Source organism: Caulobacter sp. D5 (assembly GCF_003185805.1).
Taxonomy (GTDB): Bacteria; Pseudomonadota; Alphaproteobacteria; order Caulobacterales; family Caulobacteraceae; genus Caulobacter.
Genome location: NZ_QHJY01000093.1, coordinates 1 through 17,251, shown reverse-complemented (window position 1 = coordinate 17,251; position 17,251 = coordinate 1). Strand labels below are relative to the sequence as shown.

Sequence of the window (17,251 nt, the reverse complement as noted above, 5' to 3'; positions counted from 1 at the left end):
CTCACCAGCAACTTCCCCCTCAGTCGCTTCGCGACAGCTCCCCCTTCAGGGGGAGCATCTGGAGCCGCACTTGAGCCCTTCCAATTCCCATGCCTACAGTAGGATAACGTCGTTCTCGAAGCGGCGAGGTCCGAGGGAGGACGCCATGAACGCCTTGACCCCGATCGCCGCCGGGAGTGAGCCCGACTATGCCGGCCTGACCGTCACCCCCGCCGGGCCGGTGCTGGGCGCCGAGATCGCCGGGCTCGATCTGACCCAGCCCCTGGAGCCGGAGATCGTCGCGGCCATCCGCGCGGCCCTGCTGCGCCACAAGGTGGTGTTCTTCCGCGACCAGGACATCAGCCACGAGGACCACGTCCGCTTCGGCCGCTATTTCGGCGATCTGGAGGGCCATCCGGTCACCGCCCACGTGCCGGGCTTTCCCGAGATCCTGCATATCGAGGCGGCCGACGGCATGAAGCTGCGCGAGGCCATCGTCCCGATCGTGCGGGCGGCCAACAAGTGGCACACCGACGTCACCTTCCGGCCCGCGCCGTCGATGGGCGGGGTGCTGCGCGCCCGCACCCTGCCGCCGTCGGGCGGCGACACCCTGTTCGCCGACACCGCCGCCATCTATGCCGACCTGCCCCAGGCCCTGAAGGACAGGCTGGCGGGCCTGCAGGCCGAGCACGACATCCTGCAGAGCTACGGCTACCGCATCGACGAGGCCAAGCGGCAGGAACTGCGCGCGGCCTATCCGCCCCAGGTCCACCCGGTGGTGCGCACCCATCCCGAGACCGGGCAGCCGCATCTCTTCGTCAACAAGGTCTTCACGACGCGGATCCTCGGCCTGCCCGAGGACGAGGCCGCCGCCTTGCTGGCCGAACTGCTCGACCGGGTGAAGTCGCCCGAATACCAGGTCCGCTTCCGCTGGAGCCCGAACGCGATCGTCTTCTGGGACAACCGCGCCACCCAGCACTACGCCGTGCTCGACTACTGGCCGGTGGAGCGTGTCGTCGAGCGGGTGACGATCAAGGGTGACGTTCCATATTTCCAAGCCTGATCAGGGGCTTGAGACCATATCGTTGGATCGCGGGAAATACGCTTCGTAAGCAGTTCCGTTACTTTCAGCCAACGGAACGGCCCCGATGTCCCAGCCCCGTCAACTCAAGCTCGGTTTCATCCTGCACGGGGTCGGCCCCGGCTGGGGCGACTGGCGCCACCCGGACGCCCATCCCGGCGCCAGCACCGACTTTTCGTTCTACAAGCGTCAGGCCCAGGTGGCCGAGGCCGGCAAGTTCGACTTCCTGTTCGTCGCCGACAGCGTCTACATCACCGAGAAGTCCAGCCCGCACTATCTCAACCGCTTCGAGCCGCTGACCATCCTGTCGGCCCTGGCCGGGGCCACCAGCAACATCGGCCTCGTGGGCACCCTGACGGTCAGCTACAGCGAGCCGTTCAACGTCGCCCGCCAGTTCTCCTCGCTCGACCACATCAGCGGCGGCCGCGCCGGCTGGAACGTCGTCACCTCCTGGCTCGAGGGCAGCGCCGCCAACTACAGTCGCGAGAAGCACTACGCCCACGACGTCCGCTACCGCCTGGCCGGCGAATATCTCGACGTCGTCCAGGGCCTGTGGGACAGCTGGGAGGACGACGCCCTGACCTTCGACAAGGCCGGCGGCGAGTTCTTCGACCCTGCGAAGCTCCATACCCTCGATCACAAGGGCGAGTTCTTCTCGGTGAAGGGGCCGCTGAACATCAGCCGCTCGCCCCAGGGCCAGCCGGTGATCTTCCAGGCCGGCGCCTCGGAGGACGGCAAGGCCTTCGCCGCCAGGCGCGCCGACGCCATCTTCGTCTCGCACGAGGACCTCGACGCCGCCCAGGCCTACTACAAGGACATCAAGGCCCGCGCCGCCGGCTACGGCCGTGATCCGGACCAACTGCACGTCCTGCCCGCCGCCCGCCCGGTGGTCGGCAGGACGGCGGAGGAAGCCGAGGCGCTCTACAAGGAACTGACCGAACTCGTTTCGCTCGACAACGCCCTGTCCATGCTGGCCCGGCCGTTCAACGAGTACGACTTCAGCCAGCACGATCCCGACGGCCCGTTCCCGCTGGAGGCCGCCGAATTCGGCGCCAATTCCAACCAGAGCGCCGTCAACCGCATCGTCGCCGCCGTGAAGGCCGAGAACCTCACCCTGCGCGAGACGGCCCTGCGCTTCGCCACCCCGCGCGGCCACTTCGTCGGCGCGCCCGAACAGGTCGCCGACAGCCTGCAGGCCTGGTTCGAAAGCCGCGCCTCCGACGGCTTCGTGCTGTTCGAAAGCCTGCCGGGCCAGTTGGAGGCCTTCGTCGAACTGGTGGTGCCGATCCTCCAGGCGCGCGGCCTGTTCCGCACCGACTACGAGGGGACCACGTTCCGCGAGAGCCTGGGCATCGACATCCCCGCCAACCGCTACGCCGCGACCCTCGCCGCCGCCGAATAGGCGGCGCCGAGGTCGGGACCTGGGCCGCCGCGCAGCGATGCGCGGCGGCCCTTAGCGTCTCAGGGCGTGACCGTCAGCACGCCGTCCACATAGGTGATGGCGTAGTTCGACAGGCCCGCGCCCGCCGCGCCGCTGGCGACGATGGCGTAGTCGCCGGCCGCGGCTTCGGCCGGCGCGCCGTCCGAGGCCAGGGCCACGGTCGTGACGCTGTCGCCATTGACCAGGCCCGAGACGCCGTAGCCGTCGAGGACGGCCGTTTCACCATAGGCCTTGGCGGCGTCCGAGGCCGTGATGGTCAGGGTCGCCGGAACCACGGTCAGCTTGCCGTCGACATAGGTCACCACATAGTTCGACAGGCCCGCGCCTGTCGCTCCGCCGGCCGTGATGGCGTAGTCGCCCACCGACGCTGTGGCGACCGAGCCGTCCGAGGCCAGGCTCACCGCCTCGACCGTGTCGCCGTTGACCAGGCCCGAGACGCTGTAGCCGTCGAGCACGGCGGTCTCGCCATAGGTCTTGGCGGCGTCCGAGGCCGTGATGGTCAGGCTGGCCGGAACCACCGTCAGGGTCCCGTCCACATAGGTCACGACGTAGTTCGACAGTCCCGAGCCCGCCGCCTCGCTGGCGGCGACGGCGTAGTCGCCGACCGAAGCCGTGGCGGGCGCGCCGTCGGAGGCCAGGACCACCGACGAGACGCTGTCGCCATTGACCAGGCCGGTGGCGGTGTAGCTCAGGGTCGCGGTCGCGCCGTAGGTCTTGGTGACGTCTCCCGCCGTGATGGTCAGCGTCGCCGGAACCACGGTCAGGGTCCCGCCGACATAGGTCACGACGTAGTTCGACAGGCCCGAGCCGGTCGCGCCGCCGGCGGCGACGGCGTAGTCGCCGACCGAGGCGGTGACGGCCGCGCCGTCGGAGGCCAGGGCCACCGACGAGACGCTGTCGCTGTTGAGCAGGCCAGAGACGCTGTAGGTCAGGCTGGCCGTCTCGCCATAGGTCTTGGAGGCGTCGCTCGCCGTGATGGTCAGCGAAGCCGGAACCACGGTCAGGGCGCCGTTCACATAGGTCACCACATAGTTCGACAGGCCCGACCCGGTCGCGCCGCTGGCCGTGACGGCGTAGTCGCCCACCGAGGCGGTGGCGGCCGAACCGTTCGAGGCCAGGGTCACCGACGAGACGCTGTCGCTGTTGACCAGGCCGGAGACGCTGTAGGCGTCCAGCGTGGCGGTCTCACCGTAGGTCTTGGAGGCGTTCGAGGCCGTGATCGTCAGGCTGGCCGGAACCACGGTCAGCTTGCCGTTCACATAGGTCACGACATAGTTCGACAGGCCCGAGCCGGTCGCCGCGCTTGCGGTGACGGCGTAGTCGCCGACCAGGGCCGTGGCGGCAGAGCCGTCCGAGGCCACGCTCACCGTCGAGACGGTGTCGCCATTGACCAGGCCCGAGACGCTGTAGCCGTCGACCACGGTCGTCTGGCCATAGGTCTTGGAGGCGCTGGAGGCCGTGATCGTCAGAGCGGCCGGATCGACGCTCAGGGTTCCGTCGGCATAGGTGATCACGTAGTTCGACAGGCCCGTGCCGGTCGCCCCGCCGGCCGTGATGGCATAGTCGCCGACGCTCGCCGTGGACGCCGTCCCGTCCGAGGCCAGGGCCAGGGTCGCGATGGAGTCGCGGGCGGCAAGGCCCGTGGCCGTATAGGTCAGGCTGGCGGTCTGGCCGTAGGTCTTGCTCAGGCTGTTGGCCGCGATCGTCAGCGAGGCCGGCGTGATCGTCAGGGTCGTGTCGGCTCCGTAGATGATGTCGTAGCCCTGCTGGCTCGAATAGAGGCCGGTGATGCCGGTCGTGTAGGTCCCGACGTCCAGCGCCGAGGCGCCGGCGCTTGTCGGCCGGGCCGTGCCGAGCACGACCGCGCCGTCGATCGAGGTGGTGTAGTCGATCGTGGTGTCGAGCAGGCCGTTATAGACCTTGGTGGTGGCGACCGGGGTGACGGTCAGGGTCTTGAGGAAGCTGCGCAGCAGCGGCGTGGTGTAGCCTTCGTAGATCCGCCAGGTGCTGCTGGTGCCGCCGCTGGCGTCGAGGCTCCAGCCGACGGCGGTGAAGGTCGAGGCCGTCATCAGCTCGGCCAGGGTCTTGCCATAGACGTTGGCGTAGCGGGCGGCGGCCGTGTTGGTCCCGCCGACCGCCTTGAGCGTCGGGTTCGCCGTCGTGTTCCAGAAGCTGTAATAGGCGTAGCTGTCGAGGTTGCCGATCAGGCCGCCGGCGCCGGTGCTGCTGGAGCTCGTCACCTTGCCCAGCGAGTAGGAATAGTAGACCCGCCCGCCGGTCGAACCGACCAGGCCGCCGGCCGAGCCGGCGCTGGTGACGTCGCCGGTGGCGTAGGCGTTGGTGATGGAGTTGCTGGTGTAGCCGATGAGGCCGCCGGTGGCGCCGCCCGTGGAGACCACGTCGCCGGTGGCGTAGGACGTGGCCACGGTGCCGGTCGAATAGCCGATGAGGCCGCCGCCGTAGCTGCCCGCGACGGTGACGTCGCCCGTGGCGTACACGCCGCTGACGTTGGCGCTGTTCCAGCCGAGCAGGCCGCCGCCCTGCGTGCCGCTCGCCACCACGTCGCCCGTGGCGTAGGAGCTGATCACCGACGAGGAGTTGTAGCCGACCAGGCCGCCGACATAGCTGGCGCCGGACGTGTAGCTCGACGAGTGCGAGCCGGTGATCGTGCCGGCGTTGGCCCCCACCAGGCCGCCCACGTAGTTGCCGCCCGAGACGTCGCCGCTCGACGAGGAGTCGATGATCACGCCGGCCGCGGCGTTGAAGCCGACCAGCCCGCCCGCGCGGGCCAGGCCGTAGATCGTGGCCGAGCTGCTGGAATACTGGATGGTGCCGGAATTGGTGCCGGCGAAGCCGCCGTCGTAGTTGCTGCTGCCGTAGACGGTGCCGGCGGCCGTGGAATAGCTGATCGTGCCGCTGTTGGTGCCGACGAAGCCGCCGGTGTTGGTGGTGTTCGTGGTGTTGCTGTTGGCGTAGCTGTACGAGATCACGCCGGCGTTGACCCCGGCGAAGCCGCCGACGCTGCCGCCGGTGCTGGTCACCGTGGCCTCGGCCCAGGAGTAGCTTACGTTGCCGCTTTGACGGCCGATCAGACCGCCCAGGCCGCCGCCGCCCGTGACCAGGCCGTTCGCCCAGCTGTAGGTGACCGCGGCGCTGTTCCAGCCGATCAGGCCGCCGCCGTAGGTGTAGGCGGTGACCGTCGCCGACGAACCGGCGTTGGTCACGGTTCCGGCGGCGTTGCCGATGAGGCCGCCGATATACTGGTTGCCCGAGACGTTGCCCGTGACCGTGACGTTGCTGACCGTGCCGCCCGAATAGCCGGCCAGGCCGCCGACATAGTAGTCGCCGGTGACCGACACGTTGATCAGGTCGAGGTCACGAAACACGCTGGTGCTGCTGCCGTAGGCGAACAGGCCCGAATAATCGAGGGTGCTGTCGGTGTTCGTGACGTTGCTGACCGAGTGGCCGAGACCCGCCAGGGTGCCGTTGAACTTGCCCGAGCCGGACGTGCCGATCGGATCCCAGTTGATGCCGGCCGCATCGATGTCCTCGGCCAGGGCGTAGTAGCCCGAGGTGCCGAGCGCCATCAGCGCGGCGGCCGTGTGGATTAGGGTGTAGCTGGTCCCATTGATCTTCAGGCTGGCCGAGGTCCCGGCCAGGGTGACGCTGGCGCCGTCGGCCACCGAGTAGTCGCCGCCGTAGGTCAGGACCAGGCCGGAGGTGGTCCCGGTGGCGGTGATGTCGGCGTTGAAGGCGATGTTGCGCACCGCGGTCAGGGTCAGGATCGTGCTGGCGGTCCAGCTCACCGCGTCGTTGACGAAGAGGTCGCCCGAGCCTTCGGTCGCGCCGGCCGTGCTGGCGATGGTGACGTTGGTCGTCGCCAGCTGGGCCGACAGGGCCGCGCCGGTGATGTCGCCGCCGCTGGCTGCGATGGTGAAGTCGGTCGGGTCGATCAGCCACGAGCCCGTCGTTCCATCGGCCGCCAGGGTGGTGACCGTCGCGTCGTCGGCCACGCTCACGGTCGCCGCCGAGGTCTCGATGAAGCCGCCGTCGCCGCCGTCCGGCGCCGAGGCGTCGAGCACGCCGCCGACCTGCACCGTGCCGGTGTCGGCGTCGGCCAGCAGCAGGATGCGGCCTTCGCGCTCGCCGATGGTGCGGGCGCGCACGGTACCGGTGTTGGACACCACCGACGAGACGGCCTCGCCGGCCGCCTGGGCCGTCATCACCACCTGGCCGCCGTCGGCGATGATCATGCCGCCGTTGCTGACCAGGGTGGAGACGGTGGCCGGATCGACCTCGACCGACAGCAGGCCGTCGGCGCCGGCGTTCAGGCGCACCGACTGGCCGGCCGCCAGCACCGCGTTTCCGCCCGTCGTCGTGATCGCGCCGGTGTTCACCACGCTTGCGCCGATCAGGGCCACGCCGCCCGCGCCGGCGTTGATGGTCCCCGCGTTGGTCACCGAGCCCGTGGCGCCGTCCAGCGTGAAGACGGTCGAGCTGGCGTTGAAGTCGTCATCGTCGATGTCGGCGGTTGTGGCGATCAGGCCGCCGACGTTCACCTGGGCGTTGGAGCCGAACAGGATGCCGTTGGGATTGACCAGATAGACCGAGCCGTTGGCGGTCAGCGCGCCGTCGATGGTGCTGGCCCCGGCCCCGATCACGCGGTTCAGCGTCACCGAGCTGGTCGACGGCTGCAGGAAGGTCACCGAAGCCTGCGCGCCGATGTCGAAGCTGTTCCAGTTGATGATCGCCCGGTCGGTGCTCTGGTTGACCGTCAAGGCCGCGGCGCTGGCGTCGATCGTCGCCGAGCCGGACGTCACCACCCCGCCTGTCGGCAAGCTGGCGGCGTCGAGCGCGAACGCCGACGTTCCGGCGAACAGGGCCATCAGGCCCAGCGTCATGCCGACGCGGTTTCTCGTGCGGACGAAACCCGTCGATCGGGTTTGCTTCGTGCCCATGTGATCAGCCCCCTTAGCTGAAGTTGGTCGTCAGAAAGTTCTGGAGAGCGACAGCCACGCCCGCGCGGCGCGGCGGCTGCCGTCCTGGTTCACGCCCGGCGCGGTCTGGCCCGGATTGGGGCCGAGCGGCGCCGCGGCCACGAGGCTGAGATTGAGGCCGCCCGGCGCGTTCCAGGTCGCGCCCAGGCCGGCGCCCGCCAGCGTGTAGGCGTTCGACTGCCCCGAGGCGTTCCAGCCGTCCCAGGGCTTGCGGTGCTGACGCACCCAGCCGCCGTCCACGAAGCCGTAGAGATCGATGCGCGAGGCCCAGGGCCCGCCGACGGGTCGGTGCAGTTCCAGGTTGGCGACCGCCGCCTCGTCGCCGGCGCCCTCGATCACCGGATAGGCGCGGACATTGGTCGGTCCGCCCAGCGAGGCCTGTTCGGCCGTGTCGAGGTTCCCGGTCGTGGCCTGGCCGAACAGACGGCCGCGCAGATAGAGCGATCGCGCCAGGCGCTGGGCGCGGCTGATCTCGAAGACGAGCTTGCCGTAGTCGCCCGCAGCCCGCGCCGTCAGCGCGTCCTGCTCGGCGTCGTCCGGCTGGTCCGACAGGTCCAGTCGCCCGCCCGCCAGGCGAAGCTGGAAGCTGGTGTGGCCGCCGCCGGCCAACTGGTCGGTGCGTTCGCCCCAGACTTCCAGCGCGCCGCCGACCAGGCGCTTGCGCCGAAGCGGGGTGTCGAGCACGTCGTCGGCGTAGCGCTGGCGCGAGGCGCTCAGGCGGACCGAGAGGTCGCCGCGCGACGCGCGCACCAGCGGATAGGTCAGGCCCGCTTCGACGACGCCGGCCTGGCCCTCGGATTCCAGCGCGGCGAAGTCGTGGCCCAGCCGGTAGCGCAGGGTGCTGAGGCCGAGGTCGGCCGACAGGCCGTCCGCGCCGATCGGCGCCCGATAGACCGCCTTGCCGTAGACGAGCCGCGCAGAGTTCTGGCCGATCAGTTGCAGGCGGTCGCCACGCCCGCTGAAATTGGCCAGGGACGCGGTGGCGAAGGCCTGGCCGACGCCGGTGGCGATCGAGCCCTGGTTGTTGACTCCGACCACGCCGCTGAAGAACGGCTCGTCCGTGATCGTCAGGTCCAGATCGCTGCGTCCGCGACCCTCGCCGGACTTCAGCACGCCCCGGATCGAAACCCCGGCCAGGTCGTCGGCCAGCAACAGGCCGCGCTCTAGGTCGGCGGCGGAGTAGGGCGCGCCTTCCTTCAGCCGAGCGGTCGCGATCTTGCGGACATAGTCGGCGTCGATGTTCGCCGGCGCGCCGGGCAAGACCGTGGTCTGGCCCATGACGCCTTCGATCACCTCAATGCGCACCACGCCGTCCGTGACGTCCTGGGGCGGAACCGTCGCGCGGGCGAAGAAGCCGCGACGCGCGTATTCCCGGCTGACGATCTGGGCCGCGAGCTCGAGGTCGGAGAAGTGCAGGGCGCCCGCCCGCTTGGCCAGCAGAGCTTCCAGCCGCGCCGTCGGCACGAGCGTCGCCCCCTCGACCACGAAGCGACGAACCTGGACGACCGGGCCGGTCTTGGCCCGAGGCGCGACTGGGGTCGCGGCCGGCGGGGCCTCTTCCGGCGGGCGAGCGGCGCTTTCCGCGTTGCGGCTCAGCGCGCCAGCGTCGACCGATTGCGCCAGGCAGGTTGCTGTTGTTGAACTGAATGCAAGTGAAAGTGCGATGGTGGCAAATGAACTACAGGAAAAGTATCGATTTGTTGCCATTTAATTCAATAATGCACGGATGAACATGATGTGCACTATTGGTATTTGCGGGGTTAGATTCTCGCAATAGTGGAAAACAACTTAATGTGGAAATTGACCGCCAGGTGACGGGAGGGGCCTGGCGCCCCTCCCGTTGGCCGGTCAGAAGCGCCAGCCGATCTCGACGCCGAAGGTGCGCGGCGGCTCGAAGGTGCCCAGCACCGGCGTGGTCAGCAGCGGATTGCTGGTCACGGCCGTGGCTATCAGGGTCTCGTCGGTGAGGTTGCGGCCGTAGGCCGTCACCGTCCAGGCGCCGGCCGGATGGGTCCAGGTGACGAAGGCGTTCAGCTTGTTGTTGGCGTCCTGCGAGAGGACGTCGCGGTTGAACTGGTTGAAATAGACCTTGCCGACCCAGATCGACTCCGCCCGGAAGGTCCAGTCGCCGAGGCCCGTCGGCAGACCGTATTGCACCGCCAGGGTCGCCGAATAGGGCGGGGCCTGGGCGATGCGGTTGCCCGACAGGTCAAGCACGCCGAGATAGCTGCGCGACGGGTCCGAGGTCTGGAACTGCGTATATTCCGAATGCAGCAGCGCGCCGTTCAGGTCGATGCGCAGGTTCTGCGTCGCCAGCAGGCTCGACTCCAGCTCGATCCCGCGGATCTCGGCCTTGGCCGCGTTCTCGAAGAAGGTGCCGGTGGCCAGCACCTTCTGAACCTGCAGGTTGCTGTAGTCGTAGAAGAAGGCCGACAGGTTGGTGCGCAGGCGGCGGTCGAACCACTCGGCCTTCAGGCCCGCCTCGTAGTCCTTGAGTTTCTCGGGCTGGTAGGGGCTGGCGACGCTGCCCACCGAATAGCCGCCGCCCTTGAAGCCCTCGGCATAGGTCGCATAGGCCTTCACGTCCGGGGTGAAGCCGTATTCCAGCGTCACCCGCGGCGTCAGCGACGACCACGAATTGCGTTGCAGCTTGGTCGGGGTCGGGAACTGGTTGGGCGGCAGGCCCGGATAGTCCGTGGCCAGATTGACCACCGAATATTCGTCCAGCGCCTTCCTGTCCTTGCTCCAGCGAAGGCCGACGATCAGCGCCAGCCTGTCGGTCGCCCGCCAGGTCGCCTGGCCGAAGGCGGCGTATGAGGTGGTCTTCTGGAGCCCGCCGAAGGCTGCGCCGATCGCCGGCGTCATCGCCCCGCCGACCAGGGCCCGCGACATCGGCGAGAAGCCGTTCACGCCGTTGATGTCTTCCGAGAAGTAGTAGGCTCCGACCAGCCAGTCGAACCGCTCGCTCTTGCCCGACAGCCGCAGCTCCTGGCTGAACTGGCTGGAGATCTCGCGGTTGTAGAGGTTGGCCAGCAGCAGGGTGGTGTTGTCGGCGTCGCTGAGGAACTGGGTCTTGCTTTCGCGATATCCGGTCACCGACGACAGGGTCGCCGGGCCCAGCGTCCAGTCCAGCTGGTTGCCGAAGCCCCAGACCTTGCGGCGGTTGTGGGTGTCGGTGTCGTTGTTGGTGTCGCGGGCGTTGGGCGCCGTCGTCCCGCCCAGGCGGAAGGCGAGGGGGGCCAGCGTCGGATTGCCCTGGGCCAGGTAGTGGTAGTGATAGTTGGCGTCGTCGGCCGTGTAGTAGTCGAGCGAGGCGACGTTCCTGAAGTCGTCGCTGGGTTCGATCAGCAGCTTCACCCGCGCCGCGGCGGTGTGCTCGTCGTCGACGTCGTTGCCGGTGTGGATGTTGCGGCCGTAGCCGTCGCGATCGACCTTCTGCACGGCCAGCCGCAGGCTGACGGCGTCGCTCAGCGGCGCGCTGACCGCGCCCTCGGCCCGCACCAGGTTGTAGTTGCCCAGCGCGACGCGGGCGTAGCCGCCGAAGTCCTTCTCCGGGTCCTGGGTGATGACGTTCACCGCCCCGCCGGTGGCGTTGCGGCCGTAGAGCGTGCCCTGGGGTCCGCGCACCACCTCCACCCGCGCCACGTCGAAGAAGGTGCCCAGGGCGATGGTCGGACGGCTGAGATAGACCCCGTCCAGGTGATAGGCGACGCGCCCCTCGCTGCCCGGCGTGGTGGTGTCCAGGCCTACGCCCCGGATGGCGATGCGGGCGATGCCGACCGCCCGGCCGAAACTGACGTTGGGGATCGACGAGGCCAGGGCCTCGATGCTGTTGATCTGGCGCTTTTGCAGGTCCGCCGCGCCGATGGCCGACACCGCCAGCGGCGCGTCCTGGATGGCGACCTCAGAGCGTTCGGCCGTGACGATGATGTCGTCCAGCTGGACGGGCTGTTCGTCGGCGGCGGACGGCTTGGCGGTCTGGGCCATCAGCGGACTGGCCGACATGAGGGCGAGGGCGGTCGTCGAGGCGAGCAGCAGCGCTCGCCCCTGGCCGGTGCAGGGTCGCATTTCGATTGTTCCTCCCGATGGCGCCGTCGATCCGGCGCTCCTTGGGCTTCGTTCCAGTTCGCCCGAGGGGCGGCATGGCGAGCCTGCGGCGACGCTAACTCGACGCACGCCGTTCTGTGAAAGCCGTAGGGAGAATACCTGCTATCGGCGGGGCCAAACGAAGACGGCGGCGGCCCCGTCAGGGACCGCCGCCGCCAGTCGTCATGCCTGAAAAGCGATCAGGGCTTCAGGGCCAGGCGATAGGTCGCCATGCCTTCCTCGAAGATGTAGCCGTCGATGGTCTCGACCCACCAGACGAGGTCAACCATCGGCTTGCCGTCCTTGACGTACTTGCCGACCACTTCCGACTTCACGATCGCCACGTCCTGGGTCAGGCCGTGGGTGTTGACGTAACGGCCCTTCATCGACGGCACTCGGTCGAGGAAGTGCTCGGCCAGGGGATCGGAGGGGACGGGATCGCCGACATCGGCCATGCCGCGCGGGTCCATGATGGTCCAGCGGATGTTCTCCAGCCACGCCCGGTCGCCGGCCCAGTTGGTCAGCGCCCGGATGGCCAGGTCCCGGCCCAGATAGTTGACCAGCGGCGCGCGCTTGGCGCCTTCCTTGTGGATGTTGGTGGTGTCGATGCCGCCGTCCAGCGTCGGCGCGCCGGGGATCACCGGGCTCGGTGGCGGAACAGGCACGTAGTCGGCGCGGTTGGGCAGGCGCCAGATGCCGTCCTTCTCACCGCGGATCAGGCCCTTGGCCAGCTTGGGATCCATGATCTCGCGCTTGAGGGTGCGGCTGCCGCCGGCGCCCATGCCCCACGGCGGGATCGGCGCGACCGACACCTCGATCGGCCCGTCCAGCGTCCAGGCCGGCTTGTCGCCCACCTTGACGTCGTCCCAGTACAGCGGCTCGGCGCCGCGCCGGGTCTCCTTGGACCAGACGTCCTTGATGAACGCCCAGTCCTGGTCGGTATAGACGTGGGCCGGCCGCCTGAACCAGTCCGGAGCCTGCCAGATAACCGGGAACGAGCGGTCCTTTGGCTCCTTGCCGGGCTTGGCCACCTTCACGTTCTCGGTGACGCGGAAGATCACGTCGCTGACCTTGACGCCCTTCTGGTTGAAGACCTCGCCCTTGGTCTGGATGACGATGTTGCGGGTGATCGAGCCCTGCGGCGGCGTCAGGTCCAGCACCGTCCGCTCGTTCATCACGAGATACAGCGTGTCGCCCGGATAGATCGGGGCCAGGTTGGTGACGCTGTGGTTCAGCTCGCTGACCAGCAGCTTGTCGCGCGCGCCGGGCGGCCACGGCGCCATGTAGCTGTCGTCGTGCGCGCCGAAGGTCGGATAGGCCAGGATGTCCTCGTAGCCCAGCGAGCGCGCATAGGTCGCGTCGTTGCGCAGCGGGCTGTCGGGGTCGTACTTCTTGGCGTTGTAGCGGACCCAGTCCTCGGTGACCTTGATCACGGGGCCCAGGCCCGGCGTGTCCTTGGGCAGGGTTCCGGCGACCAGCGCCTTGACGTCGATCGGGCCGCGATCCTTCAGGGCCTGGTTGTCGGCGAAATACTTGGCGACCAGCGGGGCTTCGCGGTCGGTATAGACCCCCGGATGCAGCAGCCGGTAGTCGTCGGCGGTGAGCTGCGCGGCGGGCGGCGCGTCGACCCTCGCCAGCGCCGCGACGGGCGCCGTCGAGATCGCCAGCAGGGCCGCCCCGGCCAGCAGAACATGGGTCAATGCACGCGGAACGCGGGCGAGCGAAGCGGAAGCCATCCTGGTGTTTCCCCTCTTGTCGTTGTCAGGCTGGAGCGAACCTGCGCGAAGGGCATGGGCGCGGGCAAAGCCATTTGGCCGATAGCTCGCCGCCGCGCGGCTGATCGATGTTACGGCGCGGCAAAGGGTATCGGTCGCGCCGATAGCTGAAATCCGTTCTTTCGATTTGGGCGATGGAGGGGGTATCGATAGCGTCGATACCAAAGCTGGCGACAGACCGGCTTAGGGAGGAACATCATATGGCGCAGTTCATCTGGCGCGCCCTGGCCATGCTGGCCGCGCCCGTTCCCGCGACGGACACAGCGTCCGTATCCGCGATGATCTATCCGATCGCCTACGACCACTGGTTCGTGCCGGTGCGCTTCAGTCCCGAAGCCAGCGAAGACGAGGCGGCCTGATGCGTTTCGAACGGCTCGACCTCAACCTCCTCGTGGCCCTGGACGCCCTGCTGGACGAGCGCAACGTTTCGGCCGCCGCCGAGCGCCTGTGCCTGTCCCAATCGGCGATGAGCGGCGCGCTGGGACGCCTTCGCGACTTCTTCGGCGACGAACTGCTGGTCAACACCGGTCGCAAGATGGTGCTCACCCCGCGCGGCGAGGCCCTGGCCGAACCGGTGCGCGGCGTGCTGCTGCAGATCAAGTCGACCATCACCACCAAGCCGAGCTTCGATCCGGCCACCTCCGACCGCAAGTTCACCGTCACGGCTTCCGACTACGCCCTGGCGGTGATGCTGTCGGGCGCCCTGCAGGCGATCTCGCAGCAGGCGCCGGACATCACCGTCGAGCTCGTCCAGCTCGACGACCGGCCCGGAGAACACCTGGAGCGTCGCGAGATCGATCTCCTGATCACCCTCGACCATGCGCTGAGCGAGAACCACCCCAAGAGCCGGTTCTTCGAGGACGACTACGTGGTCGTCGCCTGGAGCGGCAACACCGAGATCAAGGAAAAGCTCGACCGCACGCTCTACTTCGGGCTCGGCCACGTCTCGGTGCAGTTCGGCAAGGCCCGCCTGCCGGCCTTCGAGGAATACTTCCTCCAGACCCAGCAGGTGCGTCGCCGGATCGAGATCGTCGCGCCCTCGTTCACCGCCGTGCCCGGCCTGGTGGTCGGCACCAACCGCATCGCCACGGTACAGCGACGCCTGGCCGAGCAGGCCGCCAAGCACCTGCCGCTGGTGATCCACGAGTCGCCGGTCGACATCCCGCCCATCCGCCAGTCGATCCAGTGGCATCGCTCCAGCAGCCAGGACCTGGCCCTGCGCTGGCTGATCGAGCAGCTCAAGCGTCACGCCGGCCATCCCTCGCTGGAGCGTCCCGCCCTGGCGCTGGCCGAGGACGAGATCGCCGGCGCCTGAGGGCGCGCCGCGCCGATAGGACCTATCCACACAAACGCCGAGCCGTCCGCAACGGCGCGCCTATGCTCGCGCCGTCCGCGGCCTTGCGCCCAAGCTTCAGGAGTTCGCCTTGCGTCCCGACAACCCCCTTCGCGACTGGCGCGTCGACCGCGCCGCCATCGGCTTCGTCGGCAAGGACCTGCAACGGCCCGAATGCATCCTGGCCGAGCGCGACGGGACCCTGTGGTCGGCCGACGCCCGGGGCGGGGTGGTGCGCATCGATCCCGACGGCGCCCAGACCATCGTCTCCCAGGCGCAGCCCGAGGAACTGGGCGGCGGCTCGTTCGAGGATCGGTTCGTCAACACCCAGGGCTCGCTGCCCAACGGCCTGACCTTCGATAGCAACGGCGACTTCCTGATCGCCAACTTCGGGACCGACCGCCTGGAGCGCATGACCCGCGACGGCAAGAGCAGCGTCATCCTCGACAACATCGAGGGCCGGCCGCTGGGCAAGGCCAACTTCGTCACCCGCGACAGCAAGGGGCGTCTGTGGCTGACCGTGACGACGCAGATGGTGCCCTGGACCCGCCACGTCGAGACCATGAGCACCGACGGCTACATCGCCCTGATCGACGAGCGCGGCGTGCGCATTGTCGCCGACGGCCTGTGCGGCACCAACGAGCTGCGCTTCGATCCGAAGGAGGAGTGGCTCTACGTCGCCGAGACCACGGCGCGGAAGATCACCCGCTTCAAGGTCGAGGCCGACGGCGAGCTGAGCCATCGCGAGACCTTCGGCCCCAGCAATGTCGGCGGCTTCTGCGACGGGATCGCCTTCGACGCCTACGGCAATCTCTGGAGCACCCTGATCATGGCCGACCGCCTGATCGCCATCACGCCGGAGGGCGACCTCGTCACCCTGCTGGACGACGGCGATCCGGCCGGGACGGCGGCGCTCGACAAGGCCTGGGAGGAGGGGCGGGTGACGCCCGAGCTGATGGCCGGCGCGACCGGGACCCTGGCGCCCTGGATGGCCAGCCTGACCTTCGGCGGCCACGACCTGAAGACGGTCTATCTGGGCTCCCTGCGCGGCTCGACCATCCCGTTTTTCCGCAGCCCGGTCGCGGGCCAGCCGCTGATCTACTGGTGAGGGCGGCATGAGAGCGATCATCACCGGGGCCGGCGGCTTCGTCGGCCAGGAACTCGTCAGGCAGCTACGGGCCCAGGGCCGCTTCGACCGTCTCGTCCTGCTCGACGCGCGGCTGCCGCCCGGCCTCGCTGGACCGGACGCGGAGCTGGTCGAGGGCGATCTTGCCGATCCGTCCATCCGCGCGCGGGCGACGGGGCAGGGGGCGGACGTTCTCTTCCACCTGGCCGGGGTCATGGGCGGTACGGCCGAGCAGGATCCGGCTCTGTCGCGGCGGATCAATCTCGACGCCACGCTCGACCTGATCGACGCCGTCGCCGCCTACGGCAACGTCCCCCGCGTGGTCTTCACCAGCACCATCGCCGTGTTTGGCGCGCCCTTGCCCGACCATGTCGACGACGACACCCCGCTGTCGCCGGCCATGACCTACGGGGCCCACAAGCTGATGGTCGAGATCGCCCTGGCCGACCTCACCCGGCGCGGCGCGCTCGACGCCGTCAGCGTGCGCCTGCCCGGCATCCTCGCCCGCCCGCTCGGCCCCAGCGGCATGAAGTCGGCCTTCATGAGCGAGGTGTTCCACGCCCTGGCCGCCGGCAAGCCGTTCACGGTTCCGGTGTCCCGCGAGGCGACGATCTGGGCGATGTCGGTCGAGCGCTGCGCGGCCAACCTCGTCCACGCCGCCGGCCTGGACGGCGCGGTGATGCCGACCACCCGGGCTGTGACCCTGCCGGCCCTGCGCCTGGTGTTCGGCGAGATGGTCGACGCCATCGTCGCCCGCACCGGGGCCGATCCGGCGCTCGTGACCTATGTTCCCGACGCGCCCCTGGAGGCTCAGTTCGGCCGCCTGCCGCCGTTGACCGCCGCCGCTGCTCAGGCCGCCGGCTTCGCCCACGACGGCTCGACCGAGGCCTTCGTCGCCGCTGCCCTGCGCGGGATCGGCGCGCCATGAGCCCGATGGAGACCCGTGTTGCGATCCAGGCAGCCTTCGCGCCGTTGCCCGGCCAGGAGGCGCAAGTCGAGACCGTGCTGCGACGCATGGTCGGCTTCACCCGGGCCGAGCCGGGCTGCCGCCGCTACGACCTCTTCCGTACCGAGGCCGGCTTCCTGCTGCACGAGGTCTATGACGATCAGGCGGCCCTCGAGGCCCATCGGGCGGCCGGCTATTTCGCCGACTACCGGCGCGACATCGTCCCGCTGCTGGCCTGGCCGATCACCGTGACCGCCCTGGCGCCGCTCGACGCCGCGGCGGGAAACGCCGCCGTCGATGGGGTCTTCGGCGGCTGACGGCGGGGGCGATACCTGCCCACGATAAAGACGTTTTGCCGCCGGCTCCGGCGGGTCCTACCAGCATCGTCAACGGCTTGGCCGACCAAGAGAACTAGGACGAGGAACACGCCATGGCGAAGTGGTTGAAGAGCGGTGCGGACGCGGGCGTTGTGGCGGCGGCGGACCGT

Annotated in this window: 11 protein-coding genes; 7 read left to right on the top strand and 4 right to left on the bottom strand. The window is 69.0% G+C overall.

The window, feature by feature from the left end; genetic code table 11:
- Positions 1-145 precede the first annotated feature (145 nt).
- The gene (locus tag DMC18_RS07190) at positions 146-1,042 is read left to right on the top strand and encodes a TauD/TfdA family dioxygenase (protein ID WP_110119405.1); all 897 of its coding nucleotides are present in this window, start codon (positions 146-148) and stop codon (positions 1,040-1,042) included.
- Between the two features lie 85 nt (positions 1,043-1,127).
- A complete protein-coding gene (locus tag DMC18_RS07185; protein ID WP_110119404.1) occupies positions 1,128-2,462 on the top strand; it encodes an LLM class flavin-dependent oxidoreductase in 1,335 nt (444 codons plus the stop codon).
- 59 nt (positions 2,463-2,521) lie between these two features.
- On the opposite strand, the gene DMC18_RS07180 is transcribed toward DMC18_RS07185, so the two are convergent.
- The 4 genes from DMC18_RS07180 to DMC18_RS07165 form a co-directional block, all read right to left on the bottom strand.
- Positions 2,522-7,459 carry an S-layer family protein gene (locus tag DMC18_RS07180; RefSeq protein ID WP_110119403.1) on the bottom strand — a complete coding sequence of 1,646 codons (4,938 nt, stop codon included), beginning with the start codon at positions 7,457-7,459 and terminating at the stop codon, positions 2,522-2,524.
- Positions 7,460-7,489: 30 nt separating this feature from the next.
- Entirely contained in the window at positions 7,490-9,205 is a 1,716-nt protein-coding gene (locus tag DMC18_RS07175; protein WP_110119402.1) for a ShlB/FhaC/HecB family hemolysin secretion/activation protein, read from the bottom strand.
- A gap of 141 nt (positions 9,206-9,346) precedes the next feature.
- Positions 9,347-11,566, bottom strand: coding sequence for a TonB-dependent receptor (locus tag DMC18_RS07170; RefSeq protein WP_110119401.1), 2,220 nt, complete (start codon positions 11,564-11,566; stop codon positions 9,347-9,349).
- A gap of 218 nt (positions 11,567-11,784) precedes the next feature.
- Positions 11,785-13,320: a hypothetical protein gene (locus DMC18_RS07165; protein ID WP_146217998.1), complete on the bottom strand. Its 1,536-nt coding sequence runs from the start codon at positions 13,318-13,320 to the stop codon at positions 11,785-11,787.
- Positions 13,321-13,559: 239 nt separating this feature from the next.
- On the opposite strand from DMC18_RS07165, the gene DMC18_RS25930 reads away from it, so the two are divergent.
- The 5 genes from DMC18_RS25930 to DMC18_RS07145 all read left to right on the top strand — a co-directional run bounded on the left by DMC18_RS25930 (position 13,560) and on the right by DMC18_RS07145 (position 17,081).
- Entirely contained in the window at positions 13,560-13,718 is a 159-nt protein-coding gene (locus DMC18_RS25930; protein ID WP_158285873.1) for a hypothetical protein, read from the top strand.
- A complete protein-coding gene (locus DMC18_RS07160; protein ID WP_110119399.1) occupies positions 13,718-14,674 on the top strand; it encodes a LysR family transcriptional regulator in 957 nt (318 codons plus the stop codon). The genes DMC18_RS25930 and DMC18_RS07160 overlap by 1 nt, the downstream gene beginning before the upstream one ends.
- Positions 14,675-14,783: 109 nt before the next feature.
- Complete coding sequence (locus DMC18_RS07155) at positions 14,784-15,800, top strand: SMP-30/gluconolactonase/LRE family protein (RefSeq protein WP_110119398.1); 1,017 nt, start codon at positions 14,784-14,786, stop codon at positions 15,798-15,800.
- Between the two features lie 7 nt (positions 15,801-15,807).
- Positions 15,808-16,746, top strand: coding sequence for an NAD-dependent epimerase/dehydratase family protein (locus DMC18_RS07150; RefSeq protein WP_110119397.1), 939 nt, complete (start codon positions 15,808-15,810; stop codon positions 16,744-16,746).
- Positions 16,743-17,081 (top strand): putative quinol monooxygenase, encoded by a 339-nt coding sequence (locus DMC18_RS07145; RefSeq protein ID WP_199228405.1) that lies wholly within the window; start codon positions 16,743-16,745, stop codon positions 17,079-17,081. Before DMC18_RS07150 ends, DMC18_RS07145 begins: the two co-directional genes overlap by 4 nt.
- Positions 17,082-17,251: the final 170 nt, after the last annotated feature.